The sequence below is a fragment of the Rossellomorea sp. H136 genome, from assembly GCF_056838065.1.
Genome location: NZ_CM166371.1, coordinates 575462 through 596226, shown reverse-complemented (window position 1 = coordinate 596226; position 20765 = coordinate 575462). Strand labels below are relative to the sequence as shown.

Below are 20765 nucleotides of genomic sequence, written 5' to 3'. Positions count from 1 at the left end.
ATTTTATCCACCACTTACAGGTGGAATCAATGCAACGACATCTCCTGATTGTATCTTATCTTCATTTGTTGCATATTCTTCATTAATCGCTGTCATCACATGATCCATACGTGTTAAATGATATGTATTTTGTAGCTCTATCTTTAATTCGCTAATCGTTAACTCATCTAATTGTAATGTCAAACGAGCGGTTCCTGCCTCTTCTTGTAAGTGAGCAAAAAGTAACACTGTAATCATCTTGATTCACCCTTTATAGTAGGTTTCCCTTTAGGGAAGGGAACATTTTCTAATTGATCGCCAATCCAGGTTTCTCCATCTTCCCAATGCTCCTTTTTCCAAATCGGGACAATTTTCTTTATCCGTTCAATGGCATATTCATTCGCTTCATATGCTGCTTTTCGGTGTGGAGATGAAACGGCAATGATCACAGCAATATCAGAAATATCCAATCGTCCTACACGGTGTGTAATGGCGACTTTTGTTTTTGGCCATTTAGATTGGATTTCATCCCCGATCGTTTTTAACATATTAATAGCCATTGGCTTATAAGCCTGATATTCTAAATAAACCGTTCTTTTTCCCTTTGTCCATTCACGAACGGTTCCAATAAATGTTGTGACGGCTCCAGCCTCTCTGCTCGTGACTTTATCAACCAGCTCTTGAAGCTCAATAGGTTCATCTATTATGTTAAAAAGCTCCTCTTTCACTACTATTCTCCTTTCTGTATGAATTTCTCTTCTTTTGATCTATGAACGAAAGAGATGCTGATCCCCCTTGGTCATCCAGTAGAATGATTTTCACTTTCATTCCCTTTTCGAACCCCCTCGTTCCTCCAGGCAAAACGATGAATACATTTGTCATCGCTAGTGAAGCGACAGAACCTGATTTATCAAGTCCATTTGGAAAAACAGTAACCTCACCGTCTTCAAATGATAAGTATCCTCTAACGAATCGATCAAAAGGGTTTGGCTTTGAGAAATTCGAACCAAGTGTTGCTGTTACGCTTTTTAAGAAGGGATTTTCACATTCCAGAAAGGTACGAATGATTGGTCTAGTAAACAGCTCAAATCCAACATAACAGGCAGATGGGTTTCCTGATAATCCAAACAATAATTTCCCATCTTTCTCGGCAACCGTTGTGACACTCCCTGGCCGCATCCCTACTTTATTAAATAAGATGTTCGCCTGTAACTTCTCATAAATTGCAGGTAAGTAATCATAGTCTCCAACAGAAACGCCACCCGTTGTGATTAAGAAATCTACTTTTGAAAGGGTCTCTTTGACTTTCTCATAGCATGTTTCAAAATGATCACTGAACTGACCAAAATAAATCGGTATCGCTCCAGCACGTTCAATTTGCGCATTCACCATGTAAGCATTACTATTTCTAATCTTACCTGGCTCAAGTGGCTCATCGATTTGTAACAACTCACTCCCCGTTGCAATTACACCGACCCTAGGCTTTTTACTGATGGGTACTTGTTTATAACCAAAGGTTGCGAGTAAGGCAATGATACCTGGATTAATATAGGTCCCCTTTTGAGCAAGTACAGTACCTTGTTTCGTATCTTCCCCTCTAAAGGAAATATTGTCACCAGGAAGATAGGAACGTTTGAGTTGAATGATATCACCCCCATCTTTTTTCATCTCTTTTACTAGTTCCAGCATTACGACTGCGTCACAGCCTTCAGGGATTTGTGCACCTGTCATAATTCGTACCGCTTCTCTTGGCTGAAGTGTATCTGTAAATATACTTCCCGCTCCTATTTCACCCACTACTTTTAATTCAATTGGATGATCTGCTGAAGCTTGTTGTGTGTCGATGGATCTAATGGCAAAACCGTCATATGGAGATCGATTAAAGCTTGGTACATCGTGATCAGCAAGAAGATCACTGCCTAAAAAAAGTCCGTTTGCATGTTCAATTGGAACAAAATCCACACTTCCTGATTTAGCAAATTTCATTACTTGTTCGATTGCTTCACGAACTTCAATGGGTCGTCTATTTTTCACCATGGCTGTCCCCCTCCTTACCCCATAATTTGATAATACATTTTTTTTGCGTTATCTATTGAATTTGTACCATGAATTAATGTTCTGCCATCCTTAAAGAACATAAATCGGTGGGATTGATATTCTAGCGAAACTAAGTATTGATTCTTCTTAATTTGGCCAAGCTTTTGTAATCGAGTAGCCAAATCTTCTAAGTGAAACTCTTGACCAGCACGTATTTGGACCGTATTCCTACCACATAATACTTCTGATTTTGTTTGGGATTCATATTTCAGATACGGGAAGCTTGGATTTACTCCACATGTTGGGCAATCTTCTTTTTTTGCCCTGTCTACTTTAATGGTTTGATATTGATTATTCCAAAGATCAAAGATTACTAGACGAGACCTTAATGACTTATGGTCTCCTACTAAGAATTTTAAAGCCTCTGAAGTTTGATGAGCAACCACCATCTGAACGGCCGGAGAAATAATACCAACCGAGTCGCATGTTGCCCCGGAAAGCGGCATGGTATGTAATATACAATTTATACAAGGCGTGCGTCCAGGTATGATGGCATAGCTCATTCCCATACTTCCAACACAAGATCCAAATATCCAATTGATCTGTTGTTTTTGAAGCAAATCATTTATCATAAAACGCACATCAAAATTATCTGTCGCATCGATTACTAGATCTACACCTTTTAATAGAGGAAGAAGATTTTCAGCTGTTGCATCCATTACATAAGCGTCAATTTGAACATCAGAATTGATTTGATTAAGCCTATATTTTCCCGCAATTGCTTTCGGAATCTGGTCAATTGCATCCTGCTCCCTAAATAATTGTTGCCTTTGAAGATTACTACTTTCTACGTAATCTCGATCTATAATGGTTAGTTTTCCTATACCAGCACGAACAAGCGTCTCGGCATTTCCAGTGCCAAGTGCTCCGCAGCCTAAAATCAACACGTGCTTCCGCCTTATCTTTCTTTGTCCCAATTCACCAACCGATTGAAATAAAACTTGGCGCGAATATCGATCATTCACTTCACTTCCTCCTTTCTACTGTAGGTACCAAATTGGGGTATTCGTTTCTTGCATTTCGAGTAAATATCTATGGATACTATTTTGTCATTGGGTAAAACAAGCCGCAACTTTGCATTTTACTTTAAAAGTAGTTTCTCATTATAAAAAAAATAGTAAATTTCTTCTTTCATTTTCAAAAAATGAATCCTATTGTGGTTATGTTAACCTAAATAGGATTCGAATCTATATACCATTAATGAACGAAATCATTCATTGGATAGGACTAGTTGACTTCCATTTCTAAATCTTCAACTCTTTTTTCTAAGTAATTCACATCTTTTTTTGCAGTGTAGCGATCTGCTTTCTCAACTGTTATGGCAATATTGTAATCAGGGATTTTTGCAAATTGTTCATATCTTCCTTTGGGAAGCAAACAGTTTCCTTCTGGAAAATGCACTTCTACGTTTCCGGGCGCAATATCAACGAATTTCGCACGACCTTGAAAAACACCATATCTATTGTAAAGTACAATGCCTTCTCCTTCAGCAACACTTAATTCATAGCCATCGTCTTTATTCATTAAAACATCATAACGTTCAGCATTGTTGAATGGATCCACTTCTTTATACACCATTGAGTTGAACTGCTTCCCTCTTCGTGTTGTTAAGTAGAACTGGTTAGGCTTTTTATTTAAATCAGGGATATCAACTGAAATCAGGTTCCCTTTTCCATCTGGTGTCGGACAAATGCCGCCTTCACACAACCAGGCTCCCCCCCACTGGAATACATCTCCTTTCTTTTTCAGGTGCTGGACGCCATTATAGTTTGGGTTCGCTTGTGCAATTTCATTTCGAATTTCTTGACCACTTTTAAAATCAACTAATTGAGCTGTTTCTTCCTTCACACGCTTTGCTAGATCAATGTAAATCTTCCATTCAGCTCGAGCCTCTTCAATTCGGTTCTTATTCCCTTTAATTTCAGGTGAGAAGTATACCATACGTTCTGTCGATGTACTCGTCCCTCCGTCTTCTTGCTCATAGCGTGTTTTCGCAGGAAGAATAATGACGGATTCTTTTGCATCCAGCAATGTAGAGGTGTTTAAAATAATATCTTGGTGAACTCGGATTTCCAGTTCTGTTAAAGCCTTTTCAATAAAATCAGGATTTGGCATTGTTTCTAGAAAATTACCTCCACTCATGTAATAAAGTTTAATTTTACTCTCATGGTCACCTGGTAGTAATATGTTTTCAAGTGTGACCCCGACTACATCCCCTTGCCATTTTGGCAATTCAAACCCCCATATTTTTTCAATGCGATCAATGTTTTCACCAGAAAAATCTCCGCCTGGAAGAACAAAAGGGTCTGCCCCCATCTCCCCGCTTCCTTGAACACTGGAGTGTCCACGAAACGGCATAAGCCCTGAGTGTTTTCTGCCTAAGTGTCCTCGTAGAAGTGCTAGGTTTGCTACTTGTGATATGTTATCCGTTGCAAATGAGTGCATAGTTAAACCAAGAGCCCACACGTACACTGCATTTTCACTTTTTGCTAGTAGTTCTGCTAGTTCAACGATTCGCTCCTGTGTAATTCCGGATGATTCAATGATTTGTTCCCAGGGTTGCTCTTGTACTTTCTTTTTCAATTCTTCATAGTCATTCACGTGCTCGTTCACAAACTGATGATTAATTGCTAAGCCGTGTTCTTTCTCTTCCATGTCAAACCAGTGCTTCATAATGCCGTGCATAAAGGCAATATCTCCACCAATATTCACTTGGTACCAATCGTCAGCAATCTTTGTTCCAAAAAGAGCCGACTCTACATTTGATGGAATCCAATACTGATCCATTGCAGGTTCTTTATACGGATTGATCACGATGATTTTTGTACCTTTTTTCTTTGCCTCTAGCATATATTTAGTCGATACAGGAGATGAGTTCGATGCGACGCTACCCCATACTAAAATGACATCTGTTCCGATCCAATCTAAATAGTTCGAGGTAGAAGCTCCTACACCGATTGATCGTTTTAAGGCTGTTTTCGACGGGGAATGACAAATGCGACTGGCATTATCAATGTTATTGGTCCCTAAGAAGCGAGATACTTTTCCGGCTACATAGTAACTTTCATTCGTAATCCCTCTAGAAGTTAAATAAAACGCATATTGCTTTGGATCAAGAGCTTTCATTTTATCAGCAATCATATCCATCGCTTCATCCCATGAAATCCTTGTAAAGGAGCGTTCTCCTTTTCGGCGAATCATTGGATAAGGGATACGGCCTAATTTACGGAGACCTGTGCTATCGTATTGACGTAGCTCGTCAATATCTGCATGTAAAATTTCTGGTTTTATAGCAGGCATTGTATTCAGTCTTAAAACATTCATCCGTGTTGTACAAATATGGGGACCCGTCAATGTTTGGTCATATAACCCTGATACACCCAAAGCACAACCATCACATACCCCCTCTGTTAGAATTCGTGTAGCGTACCCCATATTATCCCGGTTATCCCAAGCGACTTTCATTGTATCCCGAATATGTTTCGGTTTTACTTTTCCTAGTCCAAACGGAATTGGACTTACCCATAATGTCGGATCTGGCTTTTTCTGTTTCTTTTGTGGTCCCGGATGTTTTGTCTCTCCCATTTACCATCACTCCTTGCTTCTTGAGCTTCCTATCATGAACGTATAAAAAACCACCGTAATTTCCCCACAGAAAAATCATACGGTGGTCAAGTCTTTAGCAGGGACGCTACCAAGTGCCAAACCTGTTATTCTATTTGCAATACTTCATTTCGATGTTTTCATTAAAGATGAAAATAGACATTCCGAAATCTCTATCAATATCTATGTCTACGAATAAATCAACAAAGGCACATCCAAGAAACTCTTCCATTTCTTTAGGAGGATTTTTCCGGTACAAGTCCTTAACCATTTCTGTTCGGGCAGATTTTAGAATTTGCTTTCCCTTATCTGTTCCTGAAATGAATTTTTCAACAGGTGACAGATTCCCTTCCATCTCACAAATCGCCCAATTTTTACAGAATGTCGTATTGATTTTACTTGGACCTTTTCCCATATGCTTTTTTCTGAAAGATCGGACTAAGTTGCTGAATTCTGCTTCATACTTATTCATTGGGTCCCCCTGCTAAAACAGTTATGTGTATAAATATTTTATCACATTCTTTCAGAATATTAGAATATTTATCCTTAGCTGGCAACTGTGTTTTTCATTTTTTTGTTATTCTGTGCACGTAGTTTATTAATATCGATTCGAATTAATAGAGAAACGATCAAGGCGACAACAAACAATCCTGCAAAGAACGTCAAGCTCCCTGCATAGCTTCCTGTTGAGTCTTTGATATAAGCCGCAAATAGCGGTCCTACAAGCCCCGCTGCCGCCCAAGCGGTTAAAATATAACCATGAATGGCTCCGAGTTGTTTCGTTCCGAATAAATCTCCAATAAAGGCAGGGATAGAAGCAAATCCTCCACCATAGCATGCATATACAATCACAACCATTACCGCATAAATGGATTGTGTTGTAATGTTAGGCAGGAAGAAGAAGATGGGAATTTGAAGTAAAAAGAACGCTGTATATGTATTTGCTCTTCCGATGTAGTCTGAAATTGATGCCCAACCAATTCGTCCAAGTCCATTCGCAATACCTAAACCACCTACCAATGCAGCAGCCGCTTCTTTTGTTAATCCAATACTTTCTACTGCAAGTGGTTTCATAGCCGAAATAACTGCGATCCCACATGTTACGTTAATAAATAACATAATCCATAAGTAATAAAACCGTTTCGTTTTTATTGACTCATTCGCCGTTAATTGAGATAAATCTTGGGCAATTTTCTTCCCACTTGCACTAAATCCTTTTGGTAGCCACCCTTCAGCTGGTTTTGCTAAGTACAGAGAAGATAAAGACATGATAATAAAGTAGGAAACCCCAAGAATAAAGAACGTATTTGCAATACCTACACTAGTGATCAGGTCATTCATAATTGGGCTTGCTATTGCAGCGGCAAAACCAAAGCCCATGATGGCAAGACCGGTTGAGAGTCCCCTGCGATCTGGAAACCATTTTACGAGGGTTGATACAGGGGCAATGTACCCAACGCCAAGCCCAATTCCACCAAACACACCATAGAACAAATAAAGTAAATTTAAAGAACCTACATTAACTGCCATTCCGGATCCAACGATACCAATGCCAAAGAAGAGCGAAGCAACTAACCCCGATTTCTTCGGTCCATGCTTTTCAACAAAGTGTCCCATAAAAGCTGCAGATAAACCTAAGAATAAAATAGCTAAACTAAATGTGAATTGCACTTGCTTTGCCGTCCATCCAAACTCTTCCATTAGTGGAGTTGTAAAATTACTCCAAGCATATACTGATCCAATTGAAATGTGAATTCCTACAGCAGAAGCTGCAATGAACCATCTATTCTTAGTCTTTTGTTGCATGATTTCCACGCCCTCTTCTATTTTTTCCAAACAAAAACCGTTAACCTCCAAAAAAAATGCAAAAAGCATTTCCTTTTTTGAAGATTAACGGTTAAGAAACAGCAGGATTCGCTACTATTGGCCCAACAGTTAAAATCTTTTACCAAATCCCTTCATAAATATAACCGAAGACAGGATCGCTATCTCGTATCAAATTTATGTTACAGACTTGTGAACTTGTTAGAATAATAGCATGAAAATGCTTACATTTTCAACATTTTTTTAAATATTTGAAAAATATCATTAAACTTTGTCACTTGTTTTATCAAATTGTTTGTGTTTAGATGTTACTAATTATTATTAACTATACATTGGGTGTGATGATATGGATCAGAATATGAGCCAAAAAAGGCCTATTTTGAAATATGTAGATGGTAGATTAAAAGATTTTGAAGATGACATAGTAATAGAATTTGCCCTAACCATTTTCATCAATGGAGAAGAATTTGCCACAATGGTGTGTACACCTACTCATTTAGAGGAACTCGTCGTAGGCTTTTTAGGCTCAGAAGGTGCCATTTTTTTCAAAGATGATATTACAGACTTAAGTATAGATGAAAATGGAGGCTTTGCTTACGTAAAGTTAAAATCAAAGATCGATACAAGCCAAAAGCAATTTTCTAAACGTTTTATCGGATCTTGCTGTGGGAAAAGTAGACAGTTTTATCTTCAAAACGATGTTCGTACAGCTAAAACATCGATGATAAAAACGACCATTCATGCCAGCCAATGTATTCTCCTTATGACTATGATGCAGGAAAACAGTCATGTTTTTAAAAATACGGGTGGTGTGCACAATGCAGCACTTTGTACCCCTAATAAAATAATCGTTGATCGAGCAGATATTGGAAGACATAATGCCCTTGATAAATTATATGGATATAGCTTAATAAACAAAATAGCCGTTCGAGATAAAATATTAGTATTCAGTGGTAGAATCTCTTCTGAAGTTTTATTAAAGGCTGCAAAAATTGGAGTTGGGATTGTTCTTTCCAAGTCCGCTCCTACAGATCTAGCCATTAAACTTGCAGAAGATTTAAATATCACTACAGTTGGTTTCATACGTGGAAAATCATTCAATGTTTATTCACATCCTCAACGAATAATAGATCAACCATAATCGATATGATCAAAAATGAAAGGGGGAACAACAACATGAATCAACCCGTTCTTGACACTTTAAAACGTCCTCTTCGTGATTTGCGGATTTCAGTTACGGATAAATGTAATTTCAGATGCACATATTGTATGCCCGCAGAGATTTTCGGACCTGATTATCCGTTTCTCCAAAAGGAACAATTACTCTCTTTCGAAGAGATTGAGCAGTTAGCAAAAATATTTGTTAAAGATCTTGGTGTAAAAAAAATTCGTATTACTGGTGGAGAGCCTTTGATGCGAAAGGACTTACCTGTTCTAATTCAAAAATTAAAGCAAATTGACGGCTTGAATGATATCGCAATGACAACGAACGGATCTTTGTTACCAAAATTTTCAAATGACTTGAAAGCATCAGGTCTTGATCGTGTGTCTATTAGCCTTGATTCGTTAAGTGATGAAGTATTTGGAAAGATTAATGGAAGAGGGATATCGGTTCAAACTGTGTTAGATGGAATTGAAGCCGCTTCTAACGCTGGGCTGAAGGTGAAAATTAATATGGTCGTTAAACGCGGGATGAACCATCATGAGATTGTTCCCATGGCTAAATTCTTCAGAAAAGAAGGACATATATTAAGGTTTATTGAGTATATGGATGTGGGAAATTCAAACAAGTGGAAACTTGATGATGTATATTCTAAAAAACAGATCATAGAAGAAATTCATCGAGTGATGCCTCTAGAACCTATAGAGCCGAACTACATAGGTGAAGTTGCGAATAGATTTCGATATGTGGGGAGCTCTGAAGAAATTGGAGTAATTTCTTCCGTATCTGACGCATTTTGCTCTAACTGTAATCGAGCACGTCTATCAGCTGAAGGGAAATTGTACACCTGTTTGTTCGGATCAAAAGGGCATGATTTAAGAGCACTTGTCCGCTCTGACTTAACAGATACCACTACAGCTGATGAAGTAAAGAATATATGGAGAGGACGTCACGACCGTTATTCAGAAGAGCGTGAAATTAAGGCTACCGATCGAAAGAAAGTTGAAATGCACCATATTGGAGGTTAAATTATATTGATATCATAAAAAAGATGAAATGTGTTCTTTTTCATCTTTTTTTTTGTATCAGAATCAGGAGGCTATCAAGTTCTTGACTTATTTTAATCGTTCTCTTACTATTTAATCCGTAATTACTAGCCGTTTGAATTAATTTTTTTCTCATTCCTTCTATACGCCTTTGCAACTCACATTCCTTCAACATTTGTTCCTCCGATATCCATGAATTGTTACCCTTGTAACTATAGTGGAATACCATTTTTGTCATCATTCCAATTACCCTGATCTAATGTAACCTCGCTTTTTCCCCATCCCTTATTTGCGTTTGATTTCCATCTATACTATTCTTTACAAATTATTAGTTGACTTCATTTCAATTGATTGCAATATTTGTAGTAATTTAGCCCTTATATAGTATAAAATGATTAAATATTAAAGTAAATTTAATAATATTGAATCTTTATTAACTTCTACTTAACTATAAATTGGAGCTGCTTTTTATGAACATTGAACAAATTAAATATATTTTAGAGGTTACGAAAGCACGATCTATTACCAAAGCAGCTGCGAATCTGCACTTATCACCATCGGCAGTGAGTCAATCTATTTCTCAACTAGAAAAAGAGTTGGGCATAACGATCTTCAATCGATCAAGGCAAGGCACAGTCCCAACTTTGGACGGAAAAAAGATCATTCGTATCGGAAATGAAATTCTAACGAAAATCGATGAGTTGTATAATGAATTTTCAACTGAGAAAAAGGAAAAATCACTCAGGGTGGGATGCGCTCCATCATTGACTTACATTGTCTATGATGCTTTTTTATTATTTAATAAGGAATACCCGTATGTTCATATTGAAATAAAGGAGATGAATATAGATGAAATGTTGAATGCAATGAAAGACGAGACGATTGATATTGCATTCTCCCCCTTTAGTCTAGAGGATCCAGCAACTTCTAATGTTCATAACTTCATACGTTTTCGTTCACTATATACCGGCTACATTTGTGTATGTGTGAGCAGTCGGTCACACCTCTACTATAAAAATTTCATTACACTAAAAGACTTAGAAAATGAGAAAATGGTGATGTACAGCTCAAATCGATCCATCACATTCAATACGGAACTTTTTACAAAAGTACCTATATTATTCACTTCAAATAATATTGAAGTGTTAAGAGCCGCGATTATAGATGGACATGCTTCCTGTCTGATCTATAATTTTACTTTCAAAAATAATCAAGACGTGAAAAACGGGAATTTGGCTGTCATTCCTTTGAAAAATCCTGAGATAATCAATCACCAGTTTTGGACATTAATTCCTAAATCAAAAGGTATCTCCGCTGAAGCAGAGGAGTTTAAAAAAAAGGTGATGTTTATATTAAATGAATCGTAACCCCCTATAAATAACGATGATGGCTACTAAGCTCTCATCGTTTTATTGGGCTGAAACATCCTACTCCCCTGCATTCAGATAATACACCAGATTATCCGTCCACTTCCCAAACTCATAAATGAATCCTTTCCGCGTGCACTCATACTGCATGCCGACACTTTCTGCAAGTCTGATCGAAGGCGCGTTGTCCAGATTGATATGGGCCTCGATCCGGTGATAATTCAATTTCACAAAAGCCAACTGAAGGGCTGCCTTCACCGCTTCTTTCCCGTAGCCACGGTTCCAGTAACGATTATGTATCGTGTAACCGACCCTGCCCCAGTTAAAGTTGTACCGCATCAGAGTGGAAAAGTCGATGGTCCCAATATTCGCGCCACTATCTTTAAGAAAGATCCCCAGAATATAGACCTGGTCCCGATTGATCATCTCATCATGCTTCACAAGCATCTCCCGGAACCAAAACTCCGTGCACTCACTCATGTCCTGATAGCCAACGTCATATTTATGCTGGGATGGGAGCCTGTTCAGATGTTCCCTTAACCAGTTTGGGTAATCCCTATTTACAAAGGGTCTGATGACCAGCCTTGGTGTTTCGATGGTTAAGTCCTTATATTTCATCCTTGCCCCTCCCTTTTCGTTTATTTCTATTATTAATAGTATCAATCTGCCATTTAGAATGGTAGTCCTTTTTCAAAAAAACGGAAGGCGTCCCTCTGCTGAGAAACGCCCTCATCATTACTTGTCTTTATACCATTCTTCCTCTAATTCCTTCTCAATCTGCTCATCGGACAAGTATTCTTCATCCAACTGCTGCACATGCTCGGTGATCCGGTTAAGCTTGGAATGCACGACCCAAAGGCTGATTACCACGACTGCCATGAATAAAACAAGGATGAGTTCAAATTCCATATAATCGATGCCTCCTTTACCTATGTTTATTAATTAAACACGGGAAAAAGAAGGCTTTAGGGAGAAAAAAGGCGGAAAGGTTCGAAAGTCCTCTTTTCATCCGGAACTCACGAAATACCAGTGTTCATCCAACTTTTCTATCTCGTTGAATTCCCCTCCAAAGTCACATGTACGGGGTCTCTCCCCTGATGACGAATAGACAAACCCGGAGAAACTATCCAATATACCCCGAAAGGTAAAGAAAAGGACCTTCATATCCTTCTCCTTCTTCTCTACTAGAATATCGCCTCCACCTTTAGACACACCATGGTATTCCCCGGGGAGGTGAATGATAGAGTTATTGTAGGGTACATTCGGGGTAATTGCCCCTTCATTTATTTTATTCACCACACTCATTCGATCATTATGATTTCTCTTGAAATCCATCTCCAATATGACCTTTGTGAAAGGGAAAAAAATCATGAAGATAACGGTCAGTACTTGAATGAAGAGCGGTTTCCAGTTCTTGTTTTTAAAAACGGTTATAAAAGCGAAAATCGTTATGACCAGGAAAAAACCTCCTGCCATCAACCAAAGAAAAGGCATCAAGAACGGAGTCAGGATGTGGACGAGTTCCCACTGAAAAAACGCCAGTGCCACCATCATCACACTGCTTACTAAGGACAATACAAGAATGACATTTCCCTTCTTCAATATGCCTTCGCCCAATAAACCAAGTGTTTCGCATCCCTTTCACAGCACACACATGTATCCGACACCTGCTCCTGCTCAAACGGCATGCATCGAGAGGTGGCACTTGTTTCTTCCTTGATCTTATCTTCACAAGCTCTGTCCCCGCACCACATCGCTTTGACGAATCCGCCTTTATCCCTAACCGTCGTGTTGAATACTTCAAACGTTTTCGCTACCGTTGTTTTTTCATCCCGATGAGCTTTCGCTTTTTCTAAAAGGTTGTGTTGAATGTCCTCCAGAAGTTCAGTGACTTTCACATCCAGTTCTTCCATCGCGACCGTGGCTTTCTCACCTGTATCACGTCTCGCCAGTACGACCTGCCCGTTTTCGATGTCCCGTGGACCGACCTCCAGGCGAAGTGGGATACCCTTCATTTCATACTCATTAAACTTCCAGCCCGGCTTTTTATCACTCGTATCGATGTCAACGCGGGCAATGCCGGCAAGCTGGCTTTTCAAGTTATAGGCAAAATCAAGGACGCCTTCTTTGTGCTGGGCAATTGGTACAATCATCAGCTGAGTCGGCGCAATCCTCGGTGGAACGACCAGGCCACGGTCATCCCCGTGGACCATGATCATGGCACCGATGATGCGGGTTGTGAATCCCCAGGATGTTTGCTGCACGTGTTGAAGCTTCCCATCACGGTCGGTGAATTGAATGCCGAAAGCTTTTGCAAACCCGTCACCTAAATGATGGGAAGTTCCTGATTGCAGGGCTTTTCCATCATGCATCAGGCTTTCGATTGTATACGTATATTTCGCACCGGCAAACTTTTCTTTTTCTGTTTTTTGACCCTTGATGACCGGGATCGCCAGCAGCTCTTCACAAAGCTCCGCGTAGACCTCCAGCATTTTCACCGTTTCATCATGAGCCTCCTGATCTGTTTCATGACATGTATGACCCTCCTGCCATAGAAATTCCAATGTCCTCAGGAATGGACGGGTCGTCTTTTCCCAACGGACCACATTTGCCCATTGGTTATAAAGCTTAGGCAGGTCACGGTAGGAATGGATGATGTTTTTGTAGTGCTCCCCGAACAATACCTCTGACGTCGGACGCACGCATAACCGTTCCGCTAACTCCTCTTCTCCTCCATGAGTCACCCATGCCACTTCAGGCGCGAAGCCTTCGATATGATCCTTCTCTTTCTGAAGAAGGCTTTCCGGTATGAATAGTGGCATATACACATTTTCATGCCCTGTTTCTTTTATTTTTGCATCAAGGGCATCTTTGATATTTTCCCAAAGTGCGTATCCGTAAGGTCTGATGATCATCGACCCGCGGACGCTTGAGTAATCGATCAGCTCCGCCTTTGTCACGACATCCGTATACCACTGGGCGAAGTCTTCCTCCATGCCCGTTACATCTTTTACAAATTCTTTAGCCATTGGTGTGCACCTCATTTTTAGTTGGATTAGTTTTTTCAGCGAAATTTGGATATATCAGCGGAATTTTCGTTTTATCAGCGAAATCCTGAATTTATCAGCGAAATCCCGAATTTATCAGCGAAATTTCATTTTATCAGTGAATCGCCATCACCCATAAAACAAAAAAAGCCCCGCTTCTCATCAGGGACCATTTCTGGCGGTACCACCCTGATTCAAAGCAAAGCTTTACACTCATTCCATGATAACGGTATCGGACCGCTGATATCTTCATTCGATACAGAACTTAGAGGCAGGTTCAAAGGTTCATCAATGGGAGCTTTTCACCAATCCGCTCCCTCTCTGAAAAGACAAGATCCCTTTACTGATCCTCGGCAATGTTTCAGTTATTTTAGATGATTATATATAGATATGCAGAGGCTGTCAATATTTGTTACAAAGAATAAATCCTCTCCATCTCCCGACTAAAGAATTCATTTCCATTCCTCTCATCAAAATCCCCTGCTATCTCTTCCGCAATCTCACACATCACATCAATGGCAAATCCCGGACGATGGCCGGCTTCCACAAGCTTACTGTGAAGAACAATCGCACTCATATAAAAGTAAAACATCCCATAAGGATCCTTCCCACTATCCGCATATTCGATGTGACGCTCTAAAACTTTAATTCCTCTGACAGGTTCCGTTAAGGCAAGAAACCTGATATGTTCGGAAGCTTCGACTAAAAAGTGTGGCTTATCATAAATGAAAAAGTATCCTTCCGACTGATAGCGCGAGGCTTCCTCCACTTGACCATCTTCATGATAAGGTAAGAGCAGCTTACTATAGGTCAAGTGGGGGATTTCACCACATGTCACTTCCTTTGATAATATAAGCATTTCAATGGGGCGGGCTTTTTCCTTTTCCCCGGTTAAATAAAAATACTCAAGCTGTGTCTGGTATTCACAGGCTTCACAGTCCGAAAGGGAATCCCTTTCCGCTGCCATCCACTTTTGATAATACTCTTCCGCTTCCTCTACATTCCCTGTTTTCAACGCACGTTTATGCTGATGCTGATAAAAGGGGCGCAGACTATAGCCATAACGGTCATATGCTTCTTGAAAGTCACTGAAAAAGGCATCTAACAGTTCCGTGTCAATGCCGGGCATCTTCACCAGATGCTCCGCCATCCATTTATAGATCCAGAAGAAGCTTTCCACCCAATCCTGCAGATTCTCTTCATTATCTAAAAAGAAGCCGTTGCACCACTCAAAATGATCGAATAATTCCTCATACTCCCCAAGATAGTTGACGGTCCTCATAATCCCGAACCGGCAGCAAAACTCCCTATAGAGGTCCTTTTCTTTCTGCGCAATGAACAACAGATCCTCTAAACCGTTCCACTTCTCATAACTTGCTTCTTCCCGCTGCATCAACTCTTCCCACCGGTCCCAGTACTGATCTGCCGTCATCTTCATCCCCGTGAACCCCCTTTTTAGTTCTTTTTATTTATTATAACATTCAGAATAATTATATAACCGTTTTTTCATGGAAAACACACATAGAGCCACTGTAACGCCTGCCATGATCATCGCCCCCGATAACACCACAAAACGGATCGACACCACTTCGGCTCCCACTCCAATAAGTACCGTGGAAAGGATGACCAGTACCCCTTCCAGCAATCCATATATACTGCCAACCCGCCCCATGATCTGCGCGGGTATGTGTTCTTGATAGAAGGTTTCAAACCCTGTCGTCGCAAAGGCCAGTGCGAAGGATAAAACAGCGAACCCGATCGCCGCTAACAAGAAACCATTTGAAAAAGAATACATCAGATATCCAGCCGAAACCCCAAGGGAACCAACCCCCATAAGATGCATATGATGGAGCCTGTGGGAAAGGACCGTGTTCAGGATCGATCCCAGTACAAACCCTCCCCCTGCAATGCTCACGAGAAATCCATAAGTGCTGTTTGATAGATGCAGCACCTCTTTTGAAAATGCCGCCTCAAGGGAATCAATCGCCGCCGTCATCACCAACATACAACTGAACAAGACATATAGGATCATCACATAAGCGGTGCGCCGGCTGAACCTCCACACCACCCGCCAATCCCCTTTGATGACCTCCCATTTGGTATCACGTGTATCAACGGGGATCCCATCCTCAAGCTTCGGAAGAAAGAGGGTGACCAATCCTGATAAAAAGAGGGCCACTGCATTCATATAAAGGGCAAACGTCGGTGTCCCCATCATGAACATCAGTCCGGCAATTCCCGGTCCAATGAGAAACGCACCAGATCCGATCAGCCCCCGAAGAGCATTGAATCGCTGTCTGTTCCCCCGTGGAATGAAGGTCGTGATATACGCCATGGATGCCGGATAAAACATGGCACTTCCCATATTGATGATCAACACAAACGCATACACCCACCAACTCGACGAAAGAAAAGGCAGTACCCCAATCAACACCCCTCTGAAAAAATCAAGCCCCGCCATCAGATTCCGCTTGTTGACCCGGTCAATCAAACTTCCAGACCATGCATTTGTCAAAAGGGCCGCCACAGGCTTCAACACATATAGAATCACCACGGCCAGAGGTGATCCCCACTCGTCCAATACAATCAAATTAAGGGCGATTAAATAAATCCACCCTCCTACATTCGAAATCCCGATACCTGCTAGCAGCAATAAAGGATACTTCCACTTCCTCATTGGTTATTCCTCCCCGCGATATGTTTTGTGAAACAAAAAAATCCCACCCCCAAGACGTTGATCTTGGGGGCGAGATATATCGCGGTGCCACCCCAGTTCGTTAACATGTCGCCATACTAACCTTTTCGGGTACGGCCAACTGACTTATACCCTAGCCCGATAACGGGAGATCCCGTCACACCATCCCCAGGAAAGGTTCCGATGCACTGCTCAGAGTCTTGGTTCAATACCGTCCCTCTTGCTCCTTTTCAGCTGCCGGAGCTCTCTGTTAAAGAATTCAGGATATCTACTCTTCTCTTCATGGCATTTAATTGAAATTTTTATCATGATAGCATGATTGGGGAAGGAAGTAAATGGAAAATTCACATCGTCAGATTTTGTTTCAATATTTCTTTGTACCCTGGTTTTTGTTTGATGATGGTGATGATGAGTTTGCGCAGCTCGTCGAATTCCCTTCTGTCAGCTGTCGTTCCACAATCTGAATGATAATACTCATATTCATCGTCATTCATTCTTATCTTCATCTTGTAATGATCAAGGGAAAGAATGGTGCAATCTTCCCGGTAAGTCAACTGTTTGTTCCCTTTCAGATTCAGGCTCTCTATTTTTGAATAAATTTCACTCATTTCGTCTTTAGTGAAGGTTAGAGCTTTTTCCTCACCATCTTGATTTGTAATCGTGTCGGTAAACGTACTTATGGTCGTTCCCCCATCATAGCGAATCTCTACATCAAAGTTCGATTTATTCGTGAAGAAACCACTCAGCTTCTCGCTACCTAGGATTCCAATTTGCTCCCCCTTCACTACGGCAAACGCAAATACAACGATGAGGACAATGGCAAAACTGATCAATGGCGCATACCACCTGCGCCGATAATCTTTTTCCTGCTTCCCTTCAGCTACTCTTTTCCTTACATGATATTTCATTTGATTATTAAAATCGAATCCTTTTAATCCTTCATCCGTCATTTTTCTAACTTGTCGCTGAAGCTCTCTATCCATCCTGATGCACCCCTTTTGGATACATTTTTTGTAGTTTCTCTTTCCCTGTTTTCAAACGGGTTTTAGCCGTATTGATATTGATCTCCAAGCACTCGGCAATTTCAGTTATTTTCAGTTCCTCATAATAATACAGGAATATTACTTCCCTGTATTTGATCGGCAAAGATAATAATCTGGTATGCAGCTCCCTGCCCGTTTCTTTATTGATCGTTTGGGATTCCGGCCATCGACTCCTGCTCTCCTGAATCCATTCACTCAGCTTATTTGTAAAAAGCAGCTTCCTCGTCTCCCACTTCTTGAGATGGTCCTTACTCTGATTGATGGCAATCCGGATGATCCACGTCTTCAACGAGGAGTCTCCCCGAAACGAATCGTACCGCTGATAAAGTCGGACAAACACCTCTTGAGCGATATCTTCAGCAAGACTGTGATCCTTCACATAAGAATAAGCGATATACAATACCTCTTTTCCGTATTTATTCATCACTTCTTCCAGAAATTCTTCCTTCGACTGAGTGTATTCACGTGCCTGTTCTTCATTCAAAGGGAGATCACCTCTTTTCTACTACTTTGACGACTTTGGAGTGGAAAAAGTTTGATTTTTTAGAGGGATTGGATTTTTGAAGGGAGTTGAGCGGGATGATGAGGTGGACTATGGATTTATCGACCGTTTTTCATTATATCAACCGCATTTTCACGATAACGACCGTTCTTCATATAGTGACAAGTTTCGCGCTGTACCGACCGCTCCCCCCGAGCCCCACCGTTCCACCTCACCAGAAACACCATCCAAAACAAAAAAAGAGCACTCCCCAATTCCCGAGCGCTCTCCCCCATTAACTCCCCATCTTACGACGAGTATTGCTAGGCTTCTTCGTTTGTTGACTTTGCATGCGTTGATTCGATGCTAAACCGCCTGTTGCTTGCTTGCCGCCTGCCTGGGCTTCTTTTTTCTTTGCCAGCTGCTGCTTCATCGCTTCCTGCAGGCTGATTTTTTTCTTTTCTGGCTGTATTTGCTGATCATTATTATTCGACATAATGGAATCTCCTTTTGAGACTACTAAATTTTTGAAACTACATCTATTATAATACATCCTCCAATAGAAAACATCTCGAGTTCCAAATAAAAAAGCCAACCCGTAAAGGATTGGCCGTCATTTCCTAGTGGTATCCATTCTGCCCGTTAGCAGAACCGGATGTTTTCTGTTTCGGTTTGTGCTTGCCGTTTTGCTTTGTACCGCCGTCTTTTTTTGTTTTCTTTGTCATGCTGAATCACTCCTAATAATTAGTCGTCATTAAGAAAACTTGTGGTTTTTGAACCATTCTTATTTTGTGCTAAAAATGAAAAGAGTCTCCCGGTAATTACCGGAAAACTCTCTTATCATTAGGCTGCTGATTGAGGAACGTCCTCGTCGACTTGAATGACGGATCCATCGTTTAAGCGTTTTCTTAATGTGTAAATAAAAGCTAAGATTGCGGCGATGGTTACGGCTGTTGCTCCCATATATGCTGTGCCCATTGATAAACCGAAACCGATCGGAGCACTTAGGATATACGTGAATGTCACCATCGTCATAAAGATCGCTGGAATCGTTGCGACCCAGTGAGGTTTCTTTTGCAGGGCCAGATACATGGCACCTACCCAAAGAGCAATCATTGCTGTCGATTGGTTCGCCCAGGAGAAGTATCTCCATAATAGGTTAAAGTCGATTCGTGTCAACACGACTGAGATTACGAACAATGGAATCGCAATCCAAAGCCTGCTGGACATTTTCACTTGTCCTACTTTGATATAGTCGGCAATGATCATACGCGCACTTCTGAATGAAGTATCACCTGACGTAATCGGAAGAATGATCACTCCAAGGATGGCGAGTGTTCCACCGATTGATCCAAGCATAAGGATCGATACTTCACTTACAACCGCTGCAGGTCCGCCTTCTTTCAGGATGGCATTCAATTCACCCGGCTGGAATAAGCTCATGGCAGCTGCTGCCCAGATCATCGCAATGATCGCTTCTAGAATCATCATACCGTAGAAAATTTTGCGTCCGTTCTTCTCATTTTGAGTCGTTCTTGAAATGATTGGTGATTGTGTGGCATGGAACCCTGAAAGTGCCCCACAAGAAATCGTCAAGAATAATAATGGGAAAATCGCTACTGATTCTGGATGCATATTCGTTAAGCTGATCTCGGGAATATCCGCCCCGGTAATCACTAATCCGGCACCGATCCCAACTGCACTAATGACAAGCAGTGCTCCGAAAAGCGGGTACACCTTACCGATGATTTTATCAATCGGTAACAGGGTTGCGACAATATAATAAATAAAGATTGCAGCAATAATGACACCTAAAGAAATCCAGGCTGGCGTTAGATTAGCGATTAATGCTGCAGGTGCTGTAACGAAAACCGTACCCACCAGCACGAGTAATAGAATCGAGAATGCGTTTACCACATGCTTCATCGTCTTGCCCAGGAAGCGTCCTGCAAGCTCCGGCAAATGAGCTCCACCGTTACGGATCGAAATCATTCCCGTTAAGTAATCATGAACCGCTCCGGCAAAAATCGCTCCGAGTACGATCCAAAGGAAGGCGACAGGTCCATAAAGTGCCCCCATGATCGGACCGAAAATGGGTCCTACACCAGCGATATTCAATAGCTGGATCATAGAGTTCTTACCCGTCTTCATTGGTACATAATCCACTCCATCCGCCTTCGCATAAGCTGGAGTCGAACGACTTTCATTGATTCCAAAAATCTTTTCAATTAATTTTCCATATGTGAAATAACCGATAATTAATACAACAATCGAGACCAGAAATGTAACCATGCTTATGATCCCCTTTCGCTCATTTATGAATACGCTTTCATTATAGCAAGCATATTCACAGTTTCGTCACATTCTGTTTAAGATGTTGCAAATTGGGGTTAAGATGTTCTGAGCGAGGGTTTATGTGCA

Annotated in this window: 21 protein-coding genes and 2 other annotated features; of the genes, 3 read left to right on the top strand and 18 right to left on the bottom strand. The window is 40.9% G+C overall.

What is annotated here, in order from left to right; all coding sequences use genetic code 11:
- Positions 1–3 precede the first annotated feature (3 nt).
- From moaD to ACYH0O_RS03010, 7 genes are all read right to left on the bottom strand, one after another.
- Complete coding sequence (gene moaD / locus ACYH0O_RS03040; protein WP_426891057.1) at positions 4–237, bottom strand: molybdopterin converting factor subunit 1; 234 nt, start codon at positions 235–237, stop codon at positions 4–6.
- Positions 234–707, bottom strand: a complete 474-nt coding sequence (locus ACYH0O_RS03035; RefSeq protein ID WP_482631073.1) for a molybdenum cofactor biosynthesis protein MoaE — start codon at positions 705–707, stop codon at positions 234–236. Before ACYH0O_RS03035 ends, moaD begins: the two co-directional genes overlap by 4 nt.
- The gene (locus ACYH0O_RS03030) at positions 688–2013 is read right to left on the bottom strand and encodes a molybdopterin molybdotransferase MoeA (RefSeq protein WP_316252570.1); all 1326 of its coding nucleotides are present in this window, start codon (positions 2011–2013) and stop codon (positions 688–690) included. The genes ACYH0O_RS03035 and ACYH0O_RS03030 overlap by 20 nt, the downstream gene beginning before the upstream one ends.
- 17 nt (positions 2014–2030) lie before the next feature.
- Complete coding sequence (locus ACYH0O_RS03025) at positions 2031–3041, bottom strand: MoeB/ThiF family adenylyltransferase (RefSeq protein ID WP_482631072.1); 1011 nt, start codon at positions 3039–3041, stop codon at positions 2031–2033.
- Between the two features lie 262 nt (positions 3042–3303).
- Positions 3304–5661, bottom strand: coding sequence for an FdhF/YdeP family oxidoreductase (locus ACYH0O_RS03020; RefSeq protein WP_482631071.1), 2358 nt, complete (start codon positions 5659–5661; stop codon positions 3304–3306).
- A gap of 130 nt (positions 5662–5791) precedes the next feature.
- Entirely contained in the window at positions 5792–6151 is a 360-nt protein-coding gene (locus tag ACYH0O_RS03015) for a Na-translocating system protein MpsC family protein (protein ID WP_149154350.1), read from the bottom strand.
- 74 nt (positions 6152–6225) lie between these two features.
- Positions 6226–7485, bottom strand: coding sequence for an L-lactate MFS transporter (locus ACYH0O_RS03010; RefSeq protein ID WP_482631070.1), 1260 nt, complete (start codon positions 7483–7485; stop codon positions 6226–6228).
- A 364-nt stretch (positions 7486–7849) separates the two neighbouring features.
- Between ACYH0O_RS03010 and fdhD the strand changes: the two genes are divergently transcribed.
- Both fdhD and moaA read left to right on the top strand, forming a co-directional pair.
- A complete protein-coding gene (fdhD, locus tag ACYH0O_RS03005; protein WP_482631069.1) occupies positions 7850–8644 on the top strand; it encodes a formate dehydrogenase accessory sulfurtransferase FdhD in 795 nt (264 codons plus the stop codon).
- Positions 8645–8679: 35 nt separating this feature from the next.
- The gene (gene moaA / locus ACYH0O_RS03000; protein ID WP_482631068.1) at positions 8680–9693 is read left to right on the top strand and encodes a GTP 3',8-cyclase MoaA; all 1014 of its coding nucleotides are present in this window, start codon (positions 8680–8682) and stop codon (positions 9691–9693) included.
- A gap of 40 nt (positions 9694–9733) precedes the next feature.
- Here the strand turns inward: moaA and ACYH0O_RS02995 are convergent, their stop codons facing one another.
- Positions 9734–9886, bottom strand: coding sequence for a Spo0E family sporulation regulatory protein-aspartic acid phosphatase (locus ACYH0O_RS02995; protein ID WP_482631067.1), 153 nt, complete (start codon positions 9884–9886; stop codon positions 9734–9736).
- A gap of 295 nt (positions 9887–10181) precedes the next feature.
- On the opposite strand from ACYH0O_RS02995, the gene ACYH0O_RS02990 reads away from it, so the two are divergent.
- Positions 10182–11078 carry a LysR family transcriptional regulator gene (locus ACYH0O_RS02990; protein WP_482631066.1) on the top strand — a complete coding sequence of 299 codons (897 nt, stop codon included), beginning with the start codon at positions 10182–10184 and terminating at the stop codon, positions 11076–11078.
- Positions 11079–11138: 60 nt separating this feature from the next.
- On the opposite strand, the gene ACYH0O_RS02985 is transcribed toward ACYH0O_RS02990, so the two are convergent.
- The 10 genes from ACYH0O_RS02985 to ACYH0O_RS02940 all read right to left on the bottom strand — a co-directional run bounded on the left by ACYH0O_RS02985 (position 11139) and on the right by ACYH0O_RS02940 (position 20636).
- Positions 11139–11696 (bottom strand): GNAT family N-acetyltransferase, encoded by a 558-nt coding sequence (locus ACYH0O_RS02985; RefSeq protein ID WP_482631065.1) that lies wholly within the window; start codon positions 11694–11696, stop codon positions 11139–11141.
- Positions 11697–11813: 117 nt separating this feature from the next.
- Positions 11814–11987 carry a hypothetical protein gene (locus tag ACYH0O_RS02980; RefSeq protein ID WP_187443194.1) on the bottom strand — a complete coding sequence of 58 codons (174 nt, stop codon included), beginning with the start codon at positions 11985–11987 and terminating at the stop codon, positions 11814–11816.
- A 96-nt stretch (positions 11988–12083) separates the two neighbouring features.
- On the bottom strand, positions 12084–12680 hold the full coding sequence (locus tag ACYH0O_RS02975; RefSeq protein WP_482631064.1) for a hypothetical protein: 597 nt from the start codon (positions 12678–12680) through the stop codon (positions 12084–12086).
- Entirely contained in the window at positions 12677–14107 is a 1431-nt protein-coding gene (gene proS / locus ACYH0O_RS02970; protein ID WP_482631063.1) for a proline--tRNA ligase, read from the bottom strand. Before proS ends, ACYH0O_RS02975 begins: the two co-directional genes overlap by 4 nt.
- Before the next feature lie 179 nt (positions 14108–14286).
- Positions 14287–14491: a binding site (T-box leader), on the bottom strand.
- A gap of 46 nt (positions 14492–14537) precedes the next feature.
- The gene (locus tag ACYH0O_RS02965) at positions 14538–15563 is read right to left on the bottom strand and encodes a hypothetical protein (protein ID WP_482631062.1); all 1026 of its coding nucleotides are present in this window, start codon (positions 15561–15563) and stop codon (positions 14538–14540) included.
- Positions 15564–15590: 27 nt separating this feature from the next.
- Positions 15591–16802, bottom strand: coding sequence for an MFS transporter (locus tag ACYH0O_RS02960; protein WP_482631061.1), 1212 nt, complete (start codon positions 16800–16802; stop codon positions 15591–15593).
- A gap of 62 nt (positions 16803–16864) precedes the next feature.
- Positions 16865–17113: a binding site (T-box leader), on the bottom strand.
- Positions 17114–17164: 51 nt separating this feature from the next.
- Entirely contained in the window at positions 17165–17803 is a 639-nt protein-coding gene (locus ACYH0O_RS02955) for a hypothetical protein (protein ID WP_482631060.1), read from the bottom strand.
- Positions 17796–18347, bottom strand: coding sequence for a sigma-70 family RNA polymerase sigma factor (locus ACYH0O_RS02950; protein WP_482631059.1), 552 nt, complete (start codon positions 18345–18347; stop codon positions 17796–17798). The genes ACYH0O_RS02955 and ACYH0O_RS02950 overlap by 8 nt, the downstream gene beginning before the upstream one ends.
- Before the next feature lie 292 nt (positions 18348–18639).
- The gene (locus ACYH0O_RS02945; RefSeq protein WP_113968695.1) at positions 18640–18840 is read right to left on the bottom strand and encodes a hypothetical protein; all 201 of its coding nucleotides are present in this window, start codon (positions 18838–18840) and stop codon (positions 18640–18642) included.
- A 347-nt stretch (positions 18841–19187) separates the two neighbouring features.
- On the bottom strand, positions 19188–20636 hold the full coding sequence (locus ACYH0O_RS02940) for a carbon starvation CstA family protein (protein ID WP_149154362.1): 1449 nt from the start codon (positions 20634–20636) through the stop codon (positions 19188–19190).
- Positions 20637–20765 lie beyond the last annotated feature (129 nt).